General features: G+C 61.1%; 14 protein-coding genes. 2 read left to right on the top strand and 12 right to left on the bottom strand.

Features of this window, described 5'->3' with window-relative positions; translation table 11 throughout:
• Positions 1-170 precede the first annotated feature (170 nt).
• Positions 171-1,091, top strand: a complete 921-nt coding sequence (locus JNB89_RS25060) for a helix-turn-helix domain-containing protein (protein ID WP_220363987.1) — start codon at positions 171-173, stop codon at positions 1,089-1,091.
• 127 nt (positions 1,092-1,218) lie between these two features.
• Here JNB89_RS25060 and JNB89_RS25065 read toward each other — a convergent pair whose 3' ends face one another.
• From JNB89_RS25065 to JNB89_RS25080, 4 genes are all read right to left on the bottom strand, one after another.
• On the bottom strand, positions 1,219-4,239 hold the full coding sequence (locus tag JNB89_RS25065; protein WP_220363988.1) for an FAD-binding and (Fe-S)-binding domain-containing protein: 3,021 nt from the start codon (positions 4,237-4,239) through the stop codon (positions 1,219-1,221).
• Positions 4,240-4,336: 97 nt separating this feature from the next.
• Entirely contained in the window at positions 4,337-5,122 is a 786-nt protein-coding gene (locus JNB89_RS25070; protein ID WP_220363989.1) for a 2-keto-4-pentenoate hydratase, read from the bottom strand.
• A 3-nt stretch (positions 5,123-5,125) separates the two neighbouring features.
• Positions 5,126-6,415, bottom strand: coding sequence for an MFS transporter (locus JNB89_RS25075; protein ID WP_013342151.1), 1,290 nt, complete (start codon positions 6,413-6,415; stop codon positions 5,126-5,128).
• A 221-nt stretch (positions 6,416-6,636) separates the two neighbouring features.
• A complete protein-coding gene (locus JNB89_RS25080) occupies positions 6,637-7,857 on the bottom strand; it encodes a pyridoxal-phosphate-dependent aminotransferase family protein (protein ID WP_220363990.1) in 1,221 nt (406 codons plus the stop codon).
• 161 nt (positions 7,858-8,018) lie between these two features.
• Here JNB89_RS25080 and JNB89_RS25085 point away from each other — a divergent pair, with 161 nt between their 5' ends.
• A complete protein-coding gene (locus tag JNB89_RS25085; protein WP_013342153.1) occupies positions 8,019-8,747 on the top strand; it encodes a GntR family transcriptional regulator in 729 nt (242 codons plus the stop codon).
• A gap of 165 nt (positions 8,748-8,912) precedes the next feature.
• On the opposite strand, the gene JNB89_RS25090 is transcribed toward JNB89_RS25085, so the two are convergent.
• The 8 genes from JNB89_RS25090 to tssF all read right to left on the bottom strand — a co-directional run bounded on the left by JNB89_RS25090 (position 8,913) and on the right by tssF (position 21,095).
• A complete protein-coding gene (locus JNB89_RS25090) occupies positions 8,913-10,340 on the bottom strand; it encodes a hypothetical protein (RefSeq protein WP_220363991.1) in 1,428 nt (475 codons plus the stop codon).
• A complete protein-coding gene (locus JNB89_RS25095; RefSeq protein ID WP_220363992.1) occupies positions 10,337-10,594 on the bottom strand; it encodes a PAAR domain-containing protein in 258 nt (85 codons plus the stop codon). The genes JNB89_RS25090 and JNB89_RS25095 overlap by 4 nt, the downstream gene beginning before the upstream one ends.
• A gap of 217 nt (positions 10,595-10,811) precedes the next feature.
• On the bottom strand, positions 10,812-11,582 hold the full coding sequence (locus tag JNB89_RS25100) for a T6SS immunity protein Tli3 family protein (RefSeq protein WP_220363993.1): 771 nt from the start codon (positions 11,580-11,582) through the stop codon (positions 10,812-10,814).
• 573 nt (positions 11,583-12,155) lie between these two features.
• Positions 12,156-12,926, bottom strand: a complete 771-nt coding sequence (locus tag JNB89_RS25105; RefSeq protein WP_220363994.1) for a T6SS immunity protein Tli3 family protein — start codon at positions 12,924-12,926, stop codon at positions 12,156-12,158.
• The gene (locus JNB89_RS25110) at positions 12,913-14,871 is read right to left on the bottom strand and encodes a T6SS effector phospholipase Tle3 domain-containing protein (protein ID WP_220363995.1); all 1,959 of its coding nucleotides are present in this window, start codon (positions 14,869-14,871) and stop codon (positions 12,913-12,915) included. Before JNB89_RS25110 ends, JNB89_RS25105 begins: the two co-directional genes overlap by 14 nt.
• Before the next feature lie 2 nt (positions 14,872-14,873).
• A complete protein-coding gene (locus JNB89_RS25115; RefSeq protein ID WP_220364003.1) occupies positions 14,874-17,309 on the bottom strand; it encodes a type VI secretion system Vgr family protein in 2,436 nt (811 codons plus the stop codon).
• Positions 17,310-18,171: 862 nt separating this feature from the next.
• The gene (gene tssG, locus JNB89_RS25120; RefSeq protein ID WP_223216855.1) at positions 18,172-19,218 is read right to left on the bottom strand and encodes a type VI secretion system baseplate subunit TssG; all 1,047 of its coding nucleotides are present in this window, start codon (positions 19,216-19,218) and stop codon (positions 18,172-18,174) included.
• 77 nt (positions 19,219-19,295) lie between these two features.
• Positions 19,296-21,095 (bottom strand): type VI secretion system baseplate subunit TssF, encoded by a 1,800-nt coding sequence (gene tssF, locus JNB89_RS25125; protein ID WP_220363997.1) that lies wholly within the window; start codon positions 21,093-21,095, stop codon positions 19,296-19,298.
• Positions 21,096-21,145 lie beyond the last annotated feature (50 nt).

A 21,145-nucleotide genomic window follows, 5' to 3' on the forward strand; every position in this document is an offset into this window, starting at 1 on the left:
GCCTGCATACAGCGGAGTACGGGACTCGCACTATGACGCAGCGCGGCTCGCGCGACTTGTCCAGGATTGCGCATTTTTCGGCGCGCCTCGCCGCTGCGTGTGTCGTCGCGCGTCGCGAGCCGTATACTCGCGCTTATCTCCGCAAGAACGACACCCGCCAGGCCAGTCCCGTGAACACGAGCGCGCCCCTCCCCGTGACCGATGCCGCTGAAACGCCGTTCGGCATTCAGTCGGTGTGTCACACCCTGAGCACTTCGAATGCGAACCTGGAGCGCTTCGCATGGCTCGGCGACGGCCTTGCCATTGCGGTCTGGACGCGCGACACCGAGATTGCCGAAACCGTCTATGAGCGGCCCGGCCACCACACGCTGTCGTGCTATCTGGACGGCGGCTATCGCACCGAGCGACAGAAACTGCCGGGTCGTTACGGCGCGCCGTCGCGGCTATGCGCGTTGCCCGGCGATCACGAATCGCGCTGGTGGGTGCGCGGGCACATGCACTTCATGCACCTGTATTTCCTGCCGGAACACTTCACGCAGCGCGCCGTGCAGGAGCTCGACCGCGAACCGCGGGAACTCACGCTCGCCGATCGCACGTATTTCGAAGATCCGCGCATCGCCGGATTGTGTCAGTTGCTTGCAAACGAACACTGGGACGATGCCGATGGCCTGCTGCGCACCAACGAAACCGCGCACGAAGTGCTGAGTCTGTTGTTGCGCGCGCAGGGCGTGCGGCGCACCGGTGCCGCGCTGAAGGGCGGCTTGTCGGTGGCCACGCGGCGGCGCCTGCGCGATTACATCGAGAACCATCTCGCAGAGCCGCTTACGCTCGGTGAACTGGCGAAGGTGGCTGCGCTGTCCGAGTTCCATCTCGCGCGGATGTTCCGCGAGTCGTTCGGTTTACCGCCCGCTGCATGGATCGCGCAGCAGCGCCTGGAACGCGCGCGCACGCTGTTGCGTACTACCGCGCTGCCGCTCGCGCAGATCGCCGGGCTTTGCGGCTATGCGAACGCCAGTCATTTCAGCCACCGGTTTCGCGAGGGCGTGGGCGTATCACCGGGCGCGTACCGGCAGGCCGTGGCGATCCGCTAGGCGAAGTTTGTCGCAGAGCGCGCGACGCGCTGGGGATGATCTGCGCGGCAGAAACGAAATGCGCCAGCTATGCCAGCTATGCGACCGCGCAAGCAATGAAGGCGCAGCCCGAATTCTCAAGCACACGTCATTGCAGCGCCATCGCCAATACGCGCGCGACGTGAATCGCCTCGACACCCGCGCCGTCGTGAATCTGATGGCGGCAACTAGTACCGTCGGCGACCATGATCGTGCCGGGCTGCATCTTGCGCACCGCGGGCAATAGCGACAACTCGGCCATCGCCTGCGAGGTCGCATAGTGCTCCGCTTCGTAGCCGAAACTGCCCGCCATTCCGCAGCACGACGACTCCACCGTCGAGACCGTCAGTTCCGGAATCCACTTCAGCACGGCTTGCACGGGCGTGAAGGCGTCGAATGCCTTCTGATGGCAATGGCCATGCACAAGCGCCTGCTGCGTGGCCAAAGGTTTCAGCGTGAGCTGCATGCGTCCGGCCTGCTGCTCGCGCACGAGAAACTCTTCGAAGAGAAATGCCTGGCTGGCGAGCCGCTGCGCTTCGTCGCCGAAACCGTAGTGCAGGAACTCGTCGCGCAACGACAGCAGGCACGACGGCTCCAGACCGACAACCGGCACCCCGCGCTCCACGAACGGCTTGAAGAGATCGAGCATGCGCCGCGCTTCTTGCTTCGCTTCGTCGACGAGCCCAGCCGCGAGAAAAGTGCGGCCGCAGCACACCGGCCGCTCCCCCTCCCGCGCATTGAAGTGCACCGTGTAACCGGCTGCCTCCAGCACGCGTTGCGCAGCACGCGCGTTCTCGGGCTCCATGTTGTTGTTGAATGTATCGACGAACAGCAGCACTTCCTTCAGCGCCGCGCCCCGCGAGTTCACGGCCGGCTTCACGTTCGACAGAAACGGCTTGTTAAAGCGCGGCAAGCTCCGTTCGCTGGCAAAGCCAACCGAGCGCTTGAACCACGCGGAGAGCACCGGCACGTTGTCGGCGAGCGCCATCAGCCCCGGCGCGCGGCTCGCCGTTGCCGCATAACGCGGCATGAACGCGACCAGCTTGTCGCGCAGCGTGAGTCCATGGCGCTTCACACGTGCGGCGCGCGCCTCGATCTTGAACTTCGCCATATCCACGCCGGTTGGGCAATCGCGTTTGCACCCCTTGCACGACACGCACAGATCGAGGGTCTCCTTCACGTCGTCGCTCGCGAGGCCGGCTTCGCCCAGTTGCCCGGAGATCGCCAGACGCAACGTGTTGGCGCGCCCGCGCGTGACGTGCTGCTCGTCTTTGGTCACGCGATAGCTCGGGCACATGGTGCCCGCATCAAATTTGCGGCAGTGTCCGTTGTTGTTGCACATTTCAACGGCCTTCGCGAGGCCGCCGGACAGATCGTTGCCGCCGCCCGGGGCGCTCTCGCGTCCGGTCAGAGGATCGCGCTCCACGTTCCACGCGGACCAGTCGAGGGCGGTTTCAATGCGCTGTTCGCGGTAGCCAGGCGCGAAACGGAAGTTGCGTGCGTCGTCCATTTTCGGCGGACGCACGATCTTGTCGGGATTGAAGCGATTCTCCGGATCGAAAAGCGCCTTGATCTCGCTGAACGCCTGATTCAGTTTCGGACCGTATTGCCACGCCACCCATTCGCCGCGACACAGGCCGTCGCCGTGTTCGCCGGAATATGCGCCCTTGTATTCGCGCACCAGCGCCGCAGCTTCTTCGGCGATCGCGCGCATTTTCGTCGCGCCGTCGCGGCGCATGTCGAGAATCGGCCGCACGTGCAGCGTGCCGACGCTTGCGTGCGCGTACCACGTGCCCTCCGTGCCGTGCCGATGGAACACCTCGGTCAGCTTGCTCGTGTACTCGGCCAGATGCTCGAGCGGCACCGCGCAGTCTTCGATGAAGGACACCGGCTTGCCGTCGCCCTTCATGCTCATCATGATGTTCAGCCCGGCCTTTCGCACTTCCCACAGCGCTTTTTGCGCATTCATGTCCGGCATTTCGACAACCGAGCCAGGCAAGCCGAGATCGGCCATCAACTCGGTGAGCTGGCGGAGCGAACGCAGTTGCGCGTCGCGCGAGTCGCCCGCGAACTCCACCAGCAGCACGGCTTGCGGCTCACCTACCAGCGCCTTCGCGACCACCGGACGAAACGCGGGGTTGCTCATCGCCAGATCGATCATCGTGCGATCGACCAGTTCCACGGCAACCGGTTTCAGCTTGACGATGTGCTGCGTGAGATCCATCGCCTGCCAGAAGGTCGGAAAATTGACCACGCCCAGCGTCTTGTGCGCGGGCAGCGGCGCGAGCTTCAACGTCAACTGACGGCTGAAGGCGAGCGTGCCTTCGGAGCCCACCAGCAGATGCGCGAGATTCGCTATGCCGTCGTCGGTATAGGCGCGCGGGTTCTGACAATCGAACAGGTCGATGTTGTAGCCCGCGACGCGGCGCAACACCTTCGGCACGCGCGCCGCTATCTCGTCGCGCTCGCGTTGTGCAACCTGCCTGACGCCTTCCACTATCTGCTGCAAGCGCAGCCCCTGCGGCGGCTCGCGCAAGGAGGCAAAATGCGCTTCGCTGCCGTCGGCGAGAATTGCGTCGATGGCCTCGACGTTGTGCACCATGTTGCCGTATTCGATGGACCGCGAGCCGCACGAATTGTTGCCCGCCATGCCGCCAATCGTGCACTGCGCGGCCGTCGACACATCCACGGGAAACCACAAGCCATGCGGCTTGAGCCATGCGTTCAGATGATCCAGCACGACGCCCGGCTCGACCGTGACGGTGCGTGCTTCTGCGTCGAAGTGCACGATATTGTTCAGCCACTTGCTCGTGTCGATTACGAGCGCCTCGCCGACGGTCTGCCCGCATTGGCTCGTGCCCGCGCCGCGCGCGAGCAGCGGCACTTTTTCGCTGCGCGCGATTTCGAGCGCCGTGCGCAGGTCGTCCTGATCGCGCGGCACGACCACGCCGACCGGCATGATCTGGTAGATGGATGCATCCGTCGCGTAACGGCCGCGGCTTGCCGCGTCGAACAGCACGTCGCCGCGCAACGCCTTGCGCAAATGTTGCGCGAGCGGCGTCGTCAGCCGCGCCGCCGACGGCACCAGATGAATCGGCTTAACCAGCAAAGCGGAAGTGGGATTCGTCATAACGTCGATGGTTGTTGCACTACGGGCGTTGCACTGCATGCAGTACACCGGAGGACAGCGCTGCGGCGCGCTGAATGCCGAATGCCCCGCATGCGGTTCAGTAAAGCGTGACGCTGACCGGCGACAGTCCTTCGATTCGTCCGCGCGCCGTGCCCGCGTTTCGTGGAAAAAACATGCCGGTGTATGAACCCGTGGTGACGACCATGTCCGGCGTCACCGCGATGCCGCGCGAGCTCGCGTGATTGACGAGCCAGGTGAGCAAGCGGCGCGGATCGCCCGCCGGGTTTGCGGGCGTCAACTCCACGACATCGCGCCCGTTGAATTCGAACCGCAGAAGCGGCGCGGCAAACGGATAATCGTCGTAATACGGCATGAACTCGCCCACGATCAACGCACCGTAGTTCTGCAAGTCGGCGAGTTGCGCAAGCCTGTCCACGTCGGGCCACTCGGCGAAACGGCTGGCAACGATTTCGATGGTCGCGCCGAACGAGCCGATTGCCGCGAGCACGTCCGCTTCGCTATACGGCGTTGCCGCAGGCTCGAAGCGGCGGCCGAAACGGAAGGCGATCTCCAGTTCCAGCCCCAACGGCGCAAAGTCCGTGCGCGGCAGGCTGACGCCGTCGGGATGCAGATCGACGTCCGGCAGCGGCGCGCCCTGAATCGGACCGTCTGGCGACTTCGACCCAGCCTTCCAGCCGCCGACCTGCGCGCCGGTGATGCCGAGTATTTCGTGCTGGATGGCATAGGCCGCGTCGACGTTGGCGGGTGCGCGGCCGGGCTGGAGCTTGCCGAGCGTCGCATGATTGCGGCGGGCATCGGCAAGCAGGCGGCTGAGTGGCGAACTGCCCAGTTTCATGGCGTCGGCGTGCAAGGACCGGAGCATCGCTTATACGCCCATGCTGGTGGAGACTTGCCCCTTGTCGGCCGCGCCGCCGGCGAACTTGCTCTCCGGTTGCATGCGGAAGGCCAGCACGACGCCAAGCGCCATCAACAGCATGCTGCCGACAAACGGCAATTCCCAGTTGCCGAAATAGTCGATCAGGAAACCGCCCACCACCGGCGAGATGATGGCCGCGAGCGCGGAACCCGTATTCATGATGCCGCTCGCCGTGCCCGACGCTTCGGGCGCGATGTCCATCGGGATAGCCCACATCGGACCAATCGTCATTTCGGCGAAGAAGAAGCCTGACGCGAGACACGCCATCGACAGATACAGGCTGTGGGTGAACATCAGCGGAATCAGCGACAGCAGGCAGAACAGCATGCAGGACGAGACCATCCAGCTGCGCGCGCGCTTGAGGTTGCCAGTGCGCGTGTAAATGTAGTCGGTGACAATGCCGCCAAGCGTGTCGCCGATCACACCGGCGAGAAACACCACCGAAGCGAAGATCGCCGACTTCTTCAATTCGAGGTTATAGCTGTGCAGGAAGTACTGCGGAATCCAGCTCAGGAAGAGCCACAGCGTCCAGCCATAGCAGAAATAGACGATCGTGACGGGCATCATGCGGCGAAACAGCTTGCCCCACGGCACGCCGGCCGACGACTTTGCTTTCGGAGCAGGCAGGATTTCGAGCTCTTCTTTCGTGATGCGCGGATGGTCTTTCGGGTGCTCGGTGAATGTCAACGCCCACACGACAACCCACAACAGGCTGAACGCACCGCAAATGTAGAACGATTCGCGCCATCCCCAATTCGCCATTACAAGTACGACAATGCCGGGCGCAACCGCATTGCCGACGCGCGAGGCCGCATGCGTGATGCCCTGCGCGAAGCCGCGCTTTTCTTTGGCGACCCAGCGCGCCATCGCCGAGGTTGCCGCCGGGAAGGTTGCGCCTTCACCGAAACCGAGCAGCACGCGTGCCGCCAGCAGCGAGATCAGGCCGCCCGCAAAACCGGTGAGCAAAGTGGCGATGCCCCACACCGCGCCGCATGCGAGCAAGGTGCGCCTCGCGCCAAATCGGTCGCTGACCCAGCCTCCGATAATCTGGAACAGCAGGTACGGATACGCGAAAGCCGAGAAAACCAGGCCGACTTCCGTATGCGAGAGATGAAATTCCTTGCCGAAGCCCGCCGCCGCCGTACTCACATTGACGCGGTCCAGATAGGTGATGAAGTACATGATGCAGAGCATCACTAGAACAATACTGGTCGCACTGGTCACACGAAACCGCTTCATCGTCTCTCTCCGTTTGCATGTATCGACGGCGCTCCTGAGATGGCGCGCTGCGTCGTCGCGAGGCGGCACGCGCCGCCTCGCCATCGCATTTCAGGGCCGCGTTCTGCGCGCGGCTTCATGATGGAACTGACTTCGTTGATGCCTGCTTACGTTGTTCGTTTTGTACTGATGCGTTGCCGTGATCCTGCCGGCGCGGTCTGCCGGTCCGGCTTGCCGGTCCGTCAGGCTGCCGCTTTCAAACCTGCGGCTTGCGTCGGCTCGCTCAACCAGTTCATAGCGGCAGGCAGGCCGCTTTCCTTGAGCGGCACGCCCGCGAGTCGCAATCCCATTTCGCAGCCGGCGAGCGTGGCAAGCAGCATCAGGTCGTTGCAGTCGCCCAGATGGCCGATGCGGAACATGCGCCCTTTCATCTTGCCGAGGCCCGTGCCGAGCGACATGTCGAAACGTTCGTAAATGAGCTTGCGAACCGCGTCCGCGTCGATCCCTTCAGGCATCATCACACCCGTCAGCACCGGGCTATATACGGCCGGGTCCATGCACTGGATTTCCAGGCCCCAGGCTCGCACCGCGCGACGCGTCGCTTCGGCAAGACGCTCGTGCCGCGCAAAAACGTTGTCGAGCCCTTCACCGAGAATCATGTCGATCGCCTCGTGCAGGCCGTAGAGCAGATTCGTGTTCGGCGTGTACGGCCAGTAGCCGGTCTTGTTCATCTCCACTATCTCGTTCCAGTCCCAGAAGCTGCGCGGCAGTTTTGCGTGCTTGCTGGCGGCGAGAGCTTTCGGCGAGATCGCGTTGAAGCTGATGCCCGGCGGCAGCATCAAGCCCTTCTGCGAACCTGAGACAGTGACGTCGACGCCCCACTCGTCGTGGCGGTAATCGGCGCACGCAAGGCCCGAAATCGTGTCGACCAACAGCAGGGCCGGATGGCCCGCGGCGTCGATCGCGCGACGCACGGCGGCGATGTCGGAGGTCACGCCTGTGGACGTTTCGTTGTGCACAACGCAGACTGCCTTGATGGAACGCCCGGTGTCGGCGCGCAAACGCTCCTCGATCATCTGCGGCTGAACCCCGCGCCGCCAGCCCTCAATACCCGGCAAGCCGAGAAACTCGGGCTTCAGACCCAGGCTTTCCGCCATCTTCTTCCAGAGCGTCGCGAAATGTCCGGTCTCGTACATCAACACGTGATCGCCGGGGCTCAACGTGTTAGAGAGCGCCGCTTCCCATGCGCCGGTGCCCGACGCCGGGTAGATCACCACGGGGTGCTGCGTCTTGAAGATCTTCTTGACCCCTTCGAGCACCTTCAGACCCAGTTCGCCGAATTCCGGCCCGCGGTGGTCGATGGTCGGATAGCTCATCGCACGGAGGATGCGATCGGGCACCGGGCTTGGCCCGGGAATCTGCAGGAAGTGACGGCCGGCGGGATGAAAATCTAACTTCAGCATTACGCTCCTCCGATTGAATTTTGCATGCAAAAAACTATATCAGACGTGCCGGATGACTAGAAAGGCAAAAATTGCCTTAGCGGACAGGTGTTTACCCGCGCTCTTACGCCGCTCGCGGTGATCCGATAAAATGAAGTCAACGAGGCTTCAGGTACGTTTGTATGCAAAATTCCGAATTTGAAGGCAGCTTGCCGGCGTCGCCGGCACTGCCGAAGGTCGAGCGGCAACGCTTGCATGACACGGTGGTCGAGCACATTCGACGGTTTATCGTCGAAGGTGTCTTGGAGCCGGGCAAGAAGTTGAACGAGCGCGAACTGTGCGAAACGCTCGGCATTTCACGTACGCCGTTGCGCGAGGCGCTGAAGGTGTTGGCCGCCGAAGGGCTGATCGAAATTTCACCGAACCGCGGCGCGTCGGTGTCGAAAATGTCCGAAGCCGAGTTGCGCGAGACTTTCGAACTGATGAGCGGGCTGGAGGCTTTCTCCGGCGAACTTGCGGCCGAGCGAATGACTGCCGCCGAACTCGCCGAGATCAAGGCGTTGCATTACGCAATGCTCGCGTGCCGCGCGCAAAACGACCTGGCTGGCTACTACAGCCGCAATCAGGCGATTCACGACAAGATCAATGAAGCCGCGCGAAATTCGGCACTGCGACAGACTTACGTGTCAGTGAACCGGCGCCTGCAGGCGCTGCGCTTTCGCTCCAATTTCCAGATCCCGAAGTGGGACCGCGCGATTCATGATCACGACGAGATGCTCAAGGCACTCGAGGCGCGGGACGGCAAGAAGCTGAGCGCGATTTTGCGGCAGCATCTGCTGGATAAGCGCGATGCGGTGTTGCAGGTGCAGGCGCGGGACGAGGCTGCGGCGGGGTCCGGGTTGAAGGCTTGAGAGCGGGGACGTCAGAGTAGAGATGCTGGGAGTTGTCCACGCAAAGTGTTCGCAAACCTGTGGACAACGTTCGCATAGCCAACCTAACTGGTTGACGCAAAGGACCAATTGGCGCGCGGTCGATGTATGGGCAGTGCAGGGATGGCGCCAGTAGGCGTCATGCAGTCAGGACGAACGCCCGTAGAACACGTCTTCCACTTCGTTGTATCTGGCCTGCGCGCCGAGCGCTTCGTTTGTCATGAGGATGATGAACAATGCCGGGACCGTCGCATACAGACCAGCGGGAGCGATCGTGACGTCCAGAAAGATTCCCAGAAGACCGCACATACAGGCGATCCCGAGAGTCGTCAGCGGCCTGAAGTAACGCAGTCCAAACTCCGGTTCGGCAGGCGCTGCCGCCCTTTTCGTGCCCGTCACGTTGAGCACGATGCCAGTACCGCCCGACGTGGCAACGATCTGCATGCCCTGGCCGTGCTGCACCATCTCGGCGGCCAGTGCCTGTGCTAGTAGAGCGCTAGCCGGACCGTGTTTGCCAATCGCCTGATCGATGTTGTGCACGGCGACTTTCAGCCCAGCGTCAGACGCCGCCGCGACAGCCGCATGGACGCCCTGGCGCGGCATCGACGTGAGCCACAAATGCCTGAGACGGTCCGGTGAGATCTGCTGGGCGTTGATCATGCCTCGCAGTGCATCTGCTACTGAATCCGCCGCTGACGACACAGGCTGGAAGACATACGCCTTCGCGCTCAGTTCCCCTTTGTATTGACTGATGATGCCCTCGCGAACAAAGAGGACACCGACCGCCGCTTCCGAATACCTTGGCTCCTGGTCCCGCTTGTGGAGCTGGCAGGCCAGTACGAGGCAAAATTCTGGCATCGCCCTGTCGTTCAGCCACTGATGAACCAGCGACGCATCGGGAGGGCACCCGGCCTGGTCGATCCCGATACGGTCGGCATTCGGGACTTCAAGTCTTCGCAACACTGCGCGCAACGCCTTGATCCCGTCCTCATCTTCAGACTGAAGGATGACGGTGAAGGTATGTCGGGTTCCGAAGCGCACCATGCAGGGCACAAAGGGGGCCACGAGCATTTCAAGAACTGCCTCGAGCCGCGTACCGGTAAGCAGCACGTCGTCGGCTGCCTCGCCCGTCGCGCTCTGCCGACCGGCGGATAGGGCCAGCATCTTCCCTTCATTTCGCGGTTCACTGCCTTCAAGACCAAGCATGCGTTCGGCGAGATCTTTCTCCGGAGTCAACGTCACGCTTTCGAGCATGGCGACGCCCCCCTGCGACCAAGCCCGCCACCGCGCCCGGCGTCGCCGACACAGGAAGTTCCATATGTCCACGGCGCCTGTGTGATCCTCATGTCCTGCGTACACACACACGCACAGAAGACCGCTACCGAGCAGCGGGGCCAGCAAAGCGCGAGCGAAGAAGGAGACGGACACCACGGGTTGGCTCTTCTGCCATGTCAATACCGCCAGTCCAAATCCTGCTACACCAACGAGTGTGATGATCACCACGGCGATCCATGCAGACGGAGGCTTGCCGTATTCGAGCTGCTTTGTCTCGCAGAACTTCCAGTCCAAGCTCATCGGATTTTCATTCCGTCCGTTCCGGCGATCACCCGGCTGCCGCATTGCGTGCGGCAACCATCGACCACCCACTTGCGGCCACCTTCGCCATAGCCCTCCCCGTGCTCGATAATCGGGTTATCGCCGTGCTCGGGGCACGAGACGATGTCCTCGATTAACGCTACCTTGCGCCCATCCAGCGTAAACGTGGCGGACGCCGTCTTTACGACGCCCCCGTGGCTCGTCCTGTCGCCCTTACAGACCGGTTTGGTCATTTCTGTTCCGCCTTGGGATCGTTGACGGGTTCGTCGCAGGTGTAACGGTCTGCTCCAGAGGGCGTGCTAATACCGGCTAGAAAACCCGGTCGCGACAACGCGCGCAAACTTGCTGGCTGATTCCGTTTCCTACACACAGCGGCGTTGTCATTGATGTCCTCCTGCCAAAGGTGCGTCGGAACTAGTGGGTTTAATGGAAGCAAGACCGGTTTGCTCATTAATCGCTCGCCTTGCCTTCTTGAACGGTCGCGTCGCACGTGAAACGGTCGGCCCCGGAGGGAGTGCGAAGACCAGAAGGCAAAGTCGCGTTGAACTCAATGCCCACCCCTTCCGGCAATTTCCCGTTTACTCCATAGACGTATTCCGGTGCCAGAGGGAAGCGATCAGTGGTTGACAAGTCACTTTGCGGGTCGTAAATCGTAGAATTTTTGAAGCCCTTTACATCATTAGCACCATGGGTCTTTTCCCGAAAGAAGGTTAAGTACATCGAATCTCTCGTTACTGTGAATAGATATTTGGCGGAATCAACGACTGGATCGAAGCTGATATCGTGGATGTCATACCGCACCCAATTGAACGAACGCCCACCATCGGTCGAATAAGCAACGTAGTCGATACATCCCCTATCGCCGCAGACATTTCTTGAAACGCGCGGAATAGCCACATTCATTCCAGTCGGATCATCAATGATGAGCCGCCCACGATAACCAGTCGGCCACAGCAAGCCAATCTTCGTGCGCACCCCGGTTCGCGTGTCGTTATACCAGCCATCACCGAGGCAGCCGTTGTAGTTCTCGAGCGTGACGAACCGGTGCTCGTCAATGCGGTAGACGACCTTGGGCGGCACGTTGTACTGGACTTCTTCATACTGCCCTGAAGCGAGAGCCCGCTGGTTGCGCTCTGCTTCATAGACCCATTGCTGCTGGCAGGCACCCAGAGAAAGCACGAGCGCCAAACCTGCAGCGATGCGAAGGTCAGTTACCCTCATATGCCCTCCTCAATTTCAATTGCGCTTTTTCAGCCTCTGATACTGCATCGGAAACCGTATCTTTCTGACTCACTATCCGGAAAGGACGGCTCTTGAAGGTTTAAATGTTCACCATTACCGACCAAACGCATCTCGCAGACCCGCAGGATCCCCGTCCTGACTATTCCGTCGTAGCTGGCTCGGCTTCCTACACATAGCGGCGTTGTCATTGATGTTCTCTTGCCAAAGGTGCGTCGAGATTCGTCGGTTTGCTGCACACCGGCAGCGGCAGCAGACAACGCCAGTGTGATGATTTAACGAACCAGGTTTTCGTTCTCTCACTGAATGCGCCTCACCTTTCTGGAGTCAGCGGATTCTCATCCCGTCCGTTCCGGCAATCACTCGGCTGCCGCATTGCGTGTGGCAACCATCGACCACTCACCGCAGAGCCTCCCCCGTAACCGTCGCCTTACTGGGGACGCCGGACGATGTCCTCGACTAGCGCGACCCCGCGCCCATCCAGCATGAACCTGACGGGTACAGTCTTCGCGACGCCCGCGTGGCTCGCCCTGTCGCCTTTGCATAGCGGCTTGCTCATTTTTGTTCCGCCGTTGAATCATTGACGAGTTCGTCGCAGGTAAAGTGGTCCGCACCAGAGGGCGTGTGAAGACCTGATGGCAACCGAACGTTGGATCTAATGGTTATGCCTTCAGGCAATGTTGCGTTCTTCCCGTAGACGTATCCCGGTGCCATTGGATACTGGTCTGTAATCGAAGAGTCTTCCTGAAGGTCATAGCTTGGATCCGGGCGCTCTCCCGAAGGCGAAATCGGCATGTACTTGTAGGTGAACATCGTGATGTACATCGCATCCTTGGTGACCGAAATCACGTACTTCTTTGAATCCTTCACGGGATCAAAACTGACGTAATAATTGTCATACCGCACCCAATTGAACGAACGCCCACCATCGGTCGAATAAGCAACGTAGTCGATACATCCCCTATCGCCGCAGACATTTCTTGAAACGCGCGGAATAGCCACATTCACTCCAGTCGGATCATCAATGATGAGCCGCCCACGATAACCAGTCGGCCACAGCAAGCCAATCTTCGTGCGCACCCCGGTTCGCGTGTCGTTATACCAGCCATCACCGAGGCAGCCGTTGTAGTTCTCGAGCGTGACGAACCGGTGCTCGTCAATGCGGTAGACGACCTTGGGCGGCACGTTGTACTGGACTTCTTCATACTGCCCTGAAGCGAGGGCACGCTGGTTGCGCTCTGCTTCATAGACCCATTGCTGCTGGCAGGCACCTAGAGAAAGCACGAGCGCCAAACCTGCAGCGATGCGAAGGTCAGTTACCCTCATATGCCCTCCTCATTTTCAATTGCGCCTGTTGAGCCTCCGAGACGGCATCAGCGACCGTTTCCTTGTCGATTCCGTCAGGGACGGGTGGAACATCCAATGTTCCGTCCGCAAAGTACGGGTCTGTAAAGTTCAGCCAGTCCGCGTCCCGCATCAATCGCGACCAGAAGTCCGGGTTTTCGTACGAGTCACAAAACCCGATTGGCAAGTCCCAAGCAGCTACTCGGGTCATGAACGGCTCAAACTGCGGAAGCGTGCTGTGATTGGTCGGCATGGGCTGATAGTCCTCAATCCGGTTCAGCATCTCTCCCCTGGTTTCGAGACGGCTGTTCCACCCTCTTGAAGAATAAGGGTCTTGGGTAATCACTTCCTTTTCCCGGTCGTGGATCGATTCGAGGTAAGGCACACCAGGGTCCAGGTAATTGCCCGCCTCATCACGCGCTCCGAGTGCGTCCTGATCCGAGCGAGCCTCGTCAAAGTACCGTGGAACTCCCGGCTCCTTGACAACCTTGCCGTCCTTCATCAAGGTGACTTCTCGCAAGGCCCGCCGCGACATTTCCTCCGCTGTGATCGGCAGCGGCACCTGTTCTGCATTGATGTTCACCTGCTGGTTCCGGCTCGGCACTGCCCATAACTGCATACCGGCCGCACGCCGGTTGCCGTTCCAGAAATCGTCCGGCTTCGCGCCCGGTTCCGGATTGGGAATGCGCGGCAACGAGCCGAAGTTCTTCATCCCCGGTGCGTCGCCGCAGGGCGTTCCACGCGCAAGCATGCGCTGCTTGACCGTCTCTCCCAGTTCGCCGATCAACTCATTGGACACACCCTGCCAGCCGATGCTTTGCAGCGGCGAGGCTCCCATCACGCGGTCATGGGGGTTGAAGTAGACATAGAAGCGGCCATGGTTGTCGCGCTCCCTAATCCCATTGGAAGCGGCATCCGGAGTCCATAGTTCGTTTTCCTGTGTCGCCCCAACATGCAGTTGCTCCAGGTCGTTCGCGGTGAGAACTCTCTTATCATCGCGGATACGCTTCGCAATGGCCTTGAAGGTGTTCACCCGCGCCTGCGTGGTCGGACGCTGGTTAAAGCACGTAAGTGCATCCGTAGTCTTGTCCTCAAGGGCGAACGGAGAGTTCATGACCACCAGCGAGTCTGGCGCACGGGTCTTGCACATCAACGTCGCCGCCATAGCGACCATGGTCCCCTGACTGTGGGACATGACAGTCACCGTATCCTTTGGATAGGTGCTCCTGATCCGGTCGATCAGGTCGGCGAGACGCTGCGCTGCATGCGCGTAATACTGCCGACCGGGAGCGTTGTGCAGTTCACGGTCCCATTCGGTATTGAACCACTGCATATTGAATACGCCGAGCAGGTACCTGTTAAAACCCTTGTTGCTCCATAGCTGTTGAAGGTTGTTAGTGCCATTCTGGAAAGGGCCGCCGCCCCAATACCAAGGTCCTTTCTGCCTGGAACCTGTATCCGTCCACTGGTTATCACCTTTGATGTTCCTAAGCGGGACCTTCCATTTCCGCTCGTCGCCGTCCTTGGAGCGATAACCCCAGTAGAAGCGGATGACGGGAGACCTTTTTACACTGATTGTGCGATGTAGATTCCTCCTGTTGTCATCTGCATAAATATTTGGGGCGAGGTCCGCTCGGCCTAACCGGCTATTCAACCCTGTGCAGATATTCGCCTCTGCCGCGTCATACCACTCCCCCTCTGAATTCACGCCGTGAACAAAGATGATCACCCCCGGCAGATGCGGAGGAACGAGCGCCTTGGCATAGACCTGGTAACTATCGGGCGTCATGTAAGACTCCCAGAACGGCTGACCGAGATGGTCCCGCTGCATCGGCACTACGTTGGTAGCAACGTTCATCTGATAGTGTTGCCGACCGCTGTCTGGCGTAGCCGTTTTATCCGGCTGGTTCTCCGTCATGTCGCTCATCGTCAGACGTCCCTTTTCTTCGAAAGCATCAGTTTCAGACCCTGCGCCACCTCGTCGGTCGAAAGCGAAGTCTCACCATTCGAGTTCGTCTTGCCCTCGGCGATTTTTCCGTTCGCCAACTGGATACGATAGTTGCGGTTTGCGAGCGGGCGCCCCGTTAGCTCGTCACAAAGGACAAACTTCTCGTTGTTCAGAATGTTCCTCTGCCCAAACTTCGGCATCGGCAGCGAAAGCGACCCCGGCCCCTGCTTGTCGATATCCGGCACCTTGAGGATGAGACTGCCCGCGCCGCCAATCTCGACGCTATCGCCATGAATCTTGATATATGCGGTGCCACCGCCCTGGAGCACGACGCCATTGGCAGCATGGGCCGTGAGCGTTCCGCCTGCGCTGCACAACTCGATGTTCTGCTGCGCGACGCAGTCCAGTCCGTCCGATTGCGCCTGGATCAGCACCTTTCCCCGCGCGGCGATCATGCGGATACCCAGGCGCTGAGCAAACAGCGATATCGCACCCGCCGCCGACACCACCATGTTTTTCAGCGCGCTAACGTTAAAGCCGCCGCTCGTCGCTGTGTTGACGTCCTTACCCGCCGCAATGGACACGCGATCCGGCGTCGCAAGCGCGATTCCCTTTGGAGACGAAAGCAGCATGACCGCTTCACGAAGCCCCGCCACGCTGTTTTTGAGCCACTCGTTTTCTGCCTTCAGGTCGGCAATTTCAGCCTTCGCAACGGCAGCGGCCTGCGCCAGGCCGTCCGCCTGTGCCGCCGTGATCCGCAACTGGTTCAGGGCCGCATCCATGTCAAGCTGTTTGCCTGAGGCGCTCTCCTGAATGTCGCTCGACAGGAACAGGCCACCGCCGGCACGAACCGCCCCGCCTTTGTCGGTCCGCAGCTCGAAGCCCTCCCCCCGGTATTCGAGCCTGCTGTTGACGAGATAACCGAGGTTCAGCTGGCTCTTGCCTGAGTGCTCGGTGCTGAGCTTGATGCCTTCCTGGCCCGCCCAGTCCTCCATGCGCAGCTTGTTGTTGCTCTGGGTACGGATGACGTTGCGCGACAGCCAGCGGCGGTCGCTGGTGACCAGATCGCGCGCCTGGCTGTGATGGTGGAACGCAGTGATTTCAGGCTTGTCGGGATCCCCATCCCGGAACGAGATGACCGCTTCGTCGCCGTCCAGTGCGACGAAGTGCATGCCGGTCTGCAGCTTGCCCGCGAAGGGCTTTGCCAGACGCAGCGGCACGCTCTCGCCGCCCTTGGGCGAACTTCCGAAGTCGGCATCCAGCCGGACCACGTAGTAGCCCGCGACATTCAGGAAGCCATACGTGTACTTGTCCGGGCTGCATACGCGGGCGCTGAGCGTGCCCGAGATGCGCGCCCATTTCGCCGGCTCGAACTGCAAACGGAAGCGCCGCCCCGCAGGGATGGCCCGGTAGCGGTTCGTGTAGGACCTGTCGCGCGCACCGCTGTGCGTGACTTCGGTGATGACGTGTCCTTTGGGCGCATCGGGAAGAACCAGATCCGTTTCCAGCACGCGCGCGCACTGCAACGCGAGCACATTGCTCTCGCCCTCGTACACCACCTGCCGCGCGATGGCCGCTTCGTGGCGCAGCTGCGCCTGCCACTTCGCCCCCGCCCGGTCGAGATGATGGGTGCCATAGATGTAGGGCTGGCCGTAGGTGGTTTCGTCCCGCGGCGCGACGTTGGCCTCGTCCCTCATCCGCTCCCATGCGGCCTCGGGGTTATAGTCCGCGACCGCAAACGACTGCGGCACCGTCTGCGTGTGCGTCTTCAGCGCAGTCACGGCCTCGACGCCGCCTGCCTCGAGCCCCGCCGTCTCCCGGTATGGGGCGATCAGTTGCGGATCGTAGACGTAGTGGTCGATGTCGTCGGCAAACACGATCTGGTCGCCGTACTCCGTCTCGACCATGAAGCAGTAGATACCGGCCTTCTGCATGAGCATGTGCACATAGGAGAAGTCGGTCATCTGGTACTGGAAACGCCACCGGTGCGCCGGATACCCGCTGCGCAAGCGGAACGACATCTGATGGTCGCGCATGCCGTGGCTACGCAGAATCTCGCGGATGATCTGCGGTGTGCTCAGGTGCTGGAAGGTCTGCGTGTTCGTGACAGCCTGGAGTCGCCCGAAATGCGACTTCAGCACGAGCTCGTACCTGGTGAAATCCTTCGTGGTCTGCACCGTCGAGAAGCGTTCGATATACCCCGAGAACTTGCGCACCGTGCCGCTGTGAGGCCTGATCGTGAACACCGCATCGCGGCTCAGGTAGTCCGCGCGCGGGAGCTGCTGCGCATGGGTGAGCACGATGCGCACTTCATTCGGCTCGCCCATTTTTTCGGTTGCCTCGAAAGACACGACCGAGAGCGCGGCGGCGCTGCCGGTGCCCGGCACATCCAGAAAATATGCCTGCTGTCCCGTCATGCTCTGGATTAACGGATCAGACTCTGCCACTCCCCGTCCCCTGAAAAAGACCAGCGACACACATTCCGCTGCGGAATTGCTAATTGACCACTCAATACTAATCAGGTCAACTTAATTAAATTGAGACGGACGATTCTTGACACAGCTTTACAGAAACCGATGTGGCCAGTTTTTAAAGGATAAGAATGGGCTCGACCAGGTATCTTCCCGCAGGGAGTTGGCGCTTGCCGGCTCTGCCACCGTCGAAGCGCAGCGGGCGCGCGAAAAACCCGCCGGCGGCCGCTTCATTGCACTCATGCCGGACGGCGGCGGGCGTCCGGCGCGGTCACACTCCGGGCGGCGTTTCACGCGCCCCCTTTCGAACTGGTAGCGGCGCGCAAGTCAACTCTGATTCCTTCGCCCGGCATGCACACAGCCGGACAGGCCGCAGCCATCATTCAGAATGATGGCCGTGATTCGCAGCGCCGGGTTTATGGAGCGACCCTTCGCCGATACCATGAAGAGCATTTGCCCGACTATATTCCCCGCAAAACGCCTCGCGTGTCCCATGTTAGGCATGGCAGAAGCTATCCACACAAACTGTTCGCAAATCTGTGGACAACGTTCGCATAGCCAACCTAACTGGTTGACGCAAAGGACCAATTGGCGCGCGGTCGATGTATGGGCAGTGCAGGGGTGGCGGAAGTTTGATTGATTCACGCACCCGTTCAAATGCAACTTTCAGTCCGCTGTGATGGGAGGATGCGCGGTTGTCCACATATTTTGTTGAAAGGCCTGTGGACAACATGCGCATAGTCAATGCAAGTGCTTGACGCTGTGGATGAATCTGCTGGCGGTGCGGGAGGCGGCAGTGTGCGGCATTTCATGCGTGCGCTTCTTCTGCTCCGTTCCAGCGGCCCAACTGGACGCGGGTCATTCGAGTCGCGCCATTTCGCGCGTCCGCTAGCGGCGCTTCCAGCTGTGCGGTAAAACCCAGGCTTGTCTGACGTGGATCAAGCGTTGGCCTCGGCATTAGATCCGCGCGCACGTGCATCTCAAGGTCTGCCTCGCTCTCATAGCCGAGATAAAAGCGCAGCAACGTCATGATCTCGCGATGGTCCGGTTGCCCGGGAACAAGCGACAGTACCGTTTCGCGCGAAGCCGGCGTGATCACGACCCGAACTACGTTGGCGCGATCGTAGAAGCCGCGACCGAGCAGACACTGCTCACCCAGCGCCGAAGGTTCAAAGTCAGTGACCTCTCGCCAGGCCGGGTGAAATTCCTCAACCGTGATGGTGGCGTCCGGTACCGCATGCCGCAGTACGCCCGCGAGTCCTTCGGCCGTGCGCGTTTTCTGCATGGCGAGTCCGAGCATCGACAGCAGTCGGCGCTTATCTGCCAGGCTCGCGAGCCTGCGACGCGCGCCCCCCGAGTTCGGCTCTTCACCCGGTGCTGCACCCGCAGGCAGGTCGCGGACAGGGACGGCTCCGCGGCTCGGCGCGCTGAACCCGAACCCGGCGAAGCTGAGCAAATAGCGCGACACGGGATCCGTGCCGTCTTTCCTGAAGCCGACGGGGTACCGGTACTTGCGCGCGACGCGGTAGAACTGCGTGACGATGCGGTGGTGGAAGATGTCGAGAAACGCCGACAACGGCTCCGCCCCATCGCGATGCTGCGCTACTTCGTCGATGAAATAGGCGGGCATACGTGCATCGACGCCGTAGAGCCCGAGGAACGTCGTTACCACCGAGGGCGGGCCGGCGGGATTGTCGATCTCGTATCTGACCGCATCAATCTCACGGCCAGGAAAGCCCAGCCGCGCACGAGAGCGGAACCGCACCGGATCCGCAGCCGGAGAATCCGTCGTTCCCAGCGAAGGCCGGTTGGGAGCGGCCAATTCGAGCAGCTCGCAGAAGCGAATGAAGTTCATCCGCGTCGCTTCAGCGAACAGCGCGGGTAGCAGCGGCGCGGCGTTCGCCGGAGCATCCGCAGGCGTCGCGCGTGCGTTCAAAACGGCGCCCCTTCGCCCTTCGTTTCGGGCCATTCGATACGGCGTCCAGTTGGCCGCGCCACGATAACGAGCTTCGTATAGAGGTTCAACGTCGCATAAAGTGCAATGAAGCGGTTAAGCATGCTGCCAAAGAGCTCGAGGTCTCCGTCGCCGGCGAAGCGCCCCGAATCCAGCGTGACAGTGATTTCCACGCCGCGCATGAGTCCGCCCTTCACCAGTTTGCTGAGCGGCCGGTGCCGAACGTCGCTGATAGCGTTGATTCTCCTACTGTTGAGCTCGCCCTCCGTCCAGTCATAGAGCGCGAGAGAGCCGCGCAGGATTTCGGCGTCGAGTAGCGACAGGTAGTTCGGCGCAAGATGCGATAGGACGCGCCAGTGGTATCGGTCGCCGGTGGGCGGATAGACGGGGACCGTGGGCGCCGTGAGGTTGCGTACCGCGCCGATGTTGGTGAAGCCGCCACGCATGCGAGTAATGCCCGCTTCGCGCAGCGCTTTGCGCGGCAGCATACCGTTAGTGCCGGTCACCGATAGCGTGAGCGTTTCGGTGGGCAGTGTGTCCTCCTGATCCCAGGCATGGCCGCCGAGTACGATCCACGTATCGAAACGACCGGACGGTCCGCGCCGCATGCGGGTATGGTAGTAGCGCTCAGGCATGTCATGGCGCAGCATGCCGCCGCGATGTTTGAACGCGGCAAAAGGTACATACTCGAAGCGCCGGCCGCGCTCGAAATACTCGACGCCGTCTACCGAATAGATGTCGATGAGCGAACCATGCTCGGTCCGCGCCCGTACCCGGTATTCGGTCTCGTGTTGCGTGACCGTCAGCGGATCTGCGCCTACTGCGAAAAGGTTGATGACCGGCGTGCAATATAGGCGGACGTTGTCCGCGGTGAAGCGCATCTCGTCCGGATAGGGGCGCTCGAGCACCACCTCCACTTCTACCGACGTGGCCGACGCAGGAATCGCTTGCAGGTCGAGCCCGAACAGGTCGACGAACATGAACTTTTCCGGGAACGTAAAGTACTCCAGCAGAAGCTGGTAGCCACCAAACGCATTGTCTGCCTTCGGCCAGAGACGTTCTTCTGCAGCGAACCCCGCGGGAGCCAGACGCAAACCCGGCAGCGCCACGGGCGCACCTGGCCGGTCTTCGGGCCAGCCCGGCACGCGCACCTGCATCGCCAACGGCTTTGCCGTGAGTGCGGCATAAAGGGCGAGCGCGACAGGGCGGTCCGCGTTCAGGTACAGGCGCAGGCGCGGCACCTGAAGGCGCCCGCGTTCGGTTTGCGTCTGGATATCGAGGCGCAGGCGAATAACCGAGCGTCCGTCTTCGCGCGCATACACGCCAGCTTCGCTCAAGGCCAGCGGGTATAAGTCGACCGGTTGAGTAGTGCGGTAGACACACTCGGTCGCGACATTGCCGTCGCCCACCGGGTCGGAGGTGGCCTCCAAACCAGGTTCGAGAGTTTCGTGCTTTTGCAGTGCGCCTTTTTCCGGCATCAGCTCCAGAATGGCCAGCGACGGAATCATACGCAGGTAGTGCGGCCACAGCATGCTGACCAGTCCCTCGGTCAGTTCAGGCAGTTCGTCGTCAAGCTTGTGGCGCAGGCGTCCCATCAGAAACGCAAAGCCCTCGAAGAGCCGCTCGATATGCGGATCACGCTCGCCTACGCGGTCAAGGTCCAGCTCGCGTGCGCGATCAGGAAACGCCTGCGCGAACTCCCTACCCGCTTCGCGCAGGTAGCGCATTTCTGCCTCGTAATAGCGCAGGATCTCGTTATCTCGGGTAGGGTCTGTCATGGTACTGACTCTTTGTCTGGCTATGCATCAGGCTTTGGGACAATCGCATC

Source organism: Paraburkholderia phenoliruptrix (assembly GCF_019511605.1).
In the GTDB taxonomy this organism is placed as follows: Bacteria; Pseudomonadota; Gammaproteobacteria; order Burkholderiales; family Burkholderiaceae; genus Paraburkholderia; species Paraburkholderia phenoliruptrix_A.

Coding starts and splice junctions, on each gene's coding strand:
- JNB89_RS25065 (WP_220363988.1), bottom strand. CDS start 4,239: ATGACGAATCCCACTTCCGCTTTGCTGGTTAAGCCGATTCATCTGGTG.
- JNB89_RS25070 (WP_220363989.1), bottom strand. CDS start 5,122: ATGCTCCGGTCCTTGCACGCCGACGCCATGAAACTGGGCAGTTCGCCA.
- JNB89_RS25075 (WP_013342151.1), bottom strand. CDS start 6,415: ATGAAGCGGTTTCGTGTGACCAGTGCGACCAGTATTGTTCTAGTGATG.
- JNB89_RS25080 (WP_220363990.1), bottom strand. CDS start 7,857: ATGCTGAAGTTAGATTTTCATCCCGCCGGCCGTCACTTCCTGCAGATT.
- JNB89_RS25085 (WP_013342153.1), top strand. CDS start 8,019: ATGCAAAATTCCGAATTTGAAGGCAGCTTGCCGGCGTCGCCGGCACTG.
- JNB89_RS25090 (WP_220363991.1), bottom strand. CDS start 10,340: ATGAGCTTGGACTGGAAGTTCTGCGAGACAAAGCAGCTCGAATACGGC.
- JNB89_RS25095 (WP_220363992.1), bottom strand. CDS start 10,594: ATGACCAAACCGGTCTGTAAGGGCGACAGGACGAGCCACGGGGGCGTC.
- JNB89_RS25100 (WP_220363993.1), bottom strand. CDS start 11,582: ATGAGGGTAACTGACCTTCGCATCGCTGCAGGTTTGGCGCTCGTGCTT.
- JNB89_RS25105 (WP_220363994.1), bottom strand. CDS start 12,926: ATGAGGGTAACTGACCTTCGCATCGCTGCAGGTTTGGCGCTCGTGCTT.
- JNB89_RS25110 (WP_220363995.1), bottom strand. CDS start 14,871: ATGAGCGACATGACGGAGAACCAGCCGGATAAAACGGCTACGCCAGAC.
- JNB89_RS25115 (WP_220364003.1), bottom strand. CDS start 17,309: ATGACGGGACAGCAGGCATATTTTCTGGATGTGCCGGGCACCGGCAGC.
- tssG (WP_223216855.1), bottom strand. CDS start 19,218: ATGAACTTCATTCGCTTCTGCGAGCTGCTCGAATTGGCCGCTCCCAAC.
- tssF (WP_220363997.1), bottom strand. CDS start 21,095: ATGACAGACCCTACCCGAGATAACGAGATCCTGCGCTATTACGAGGCA.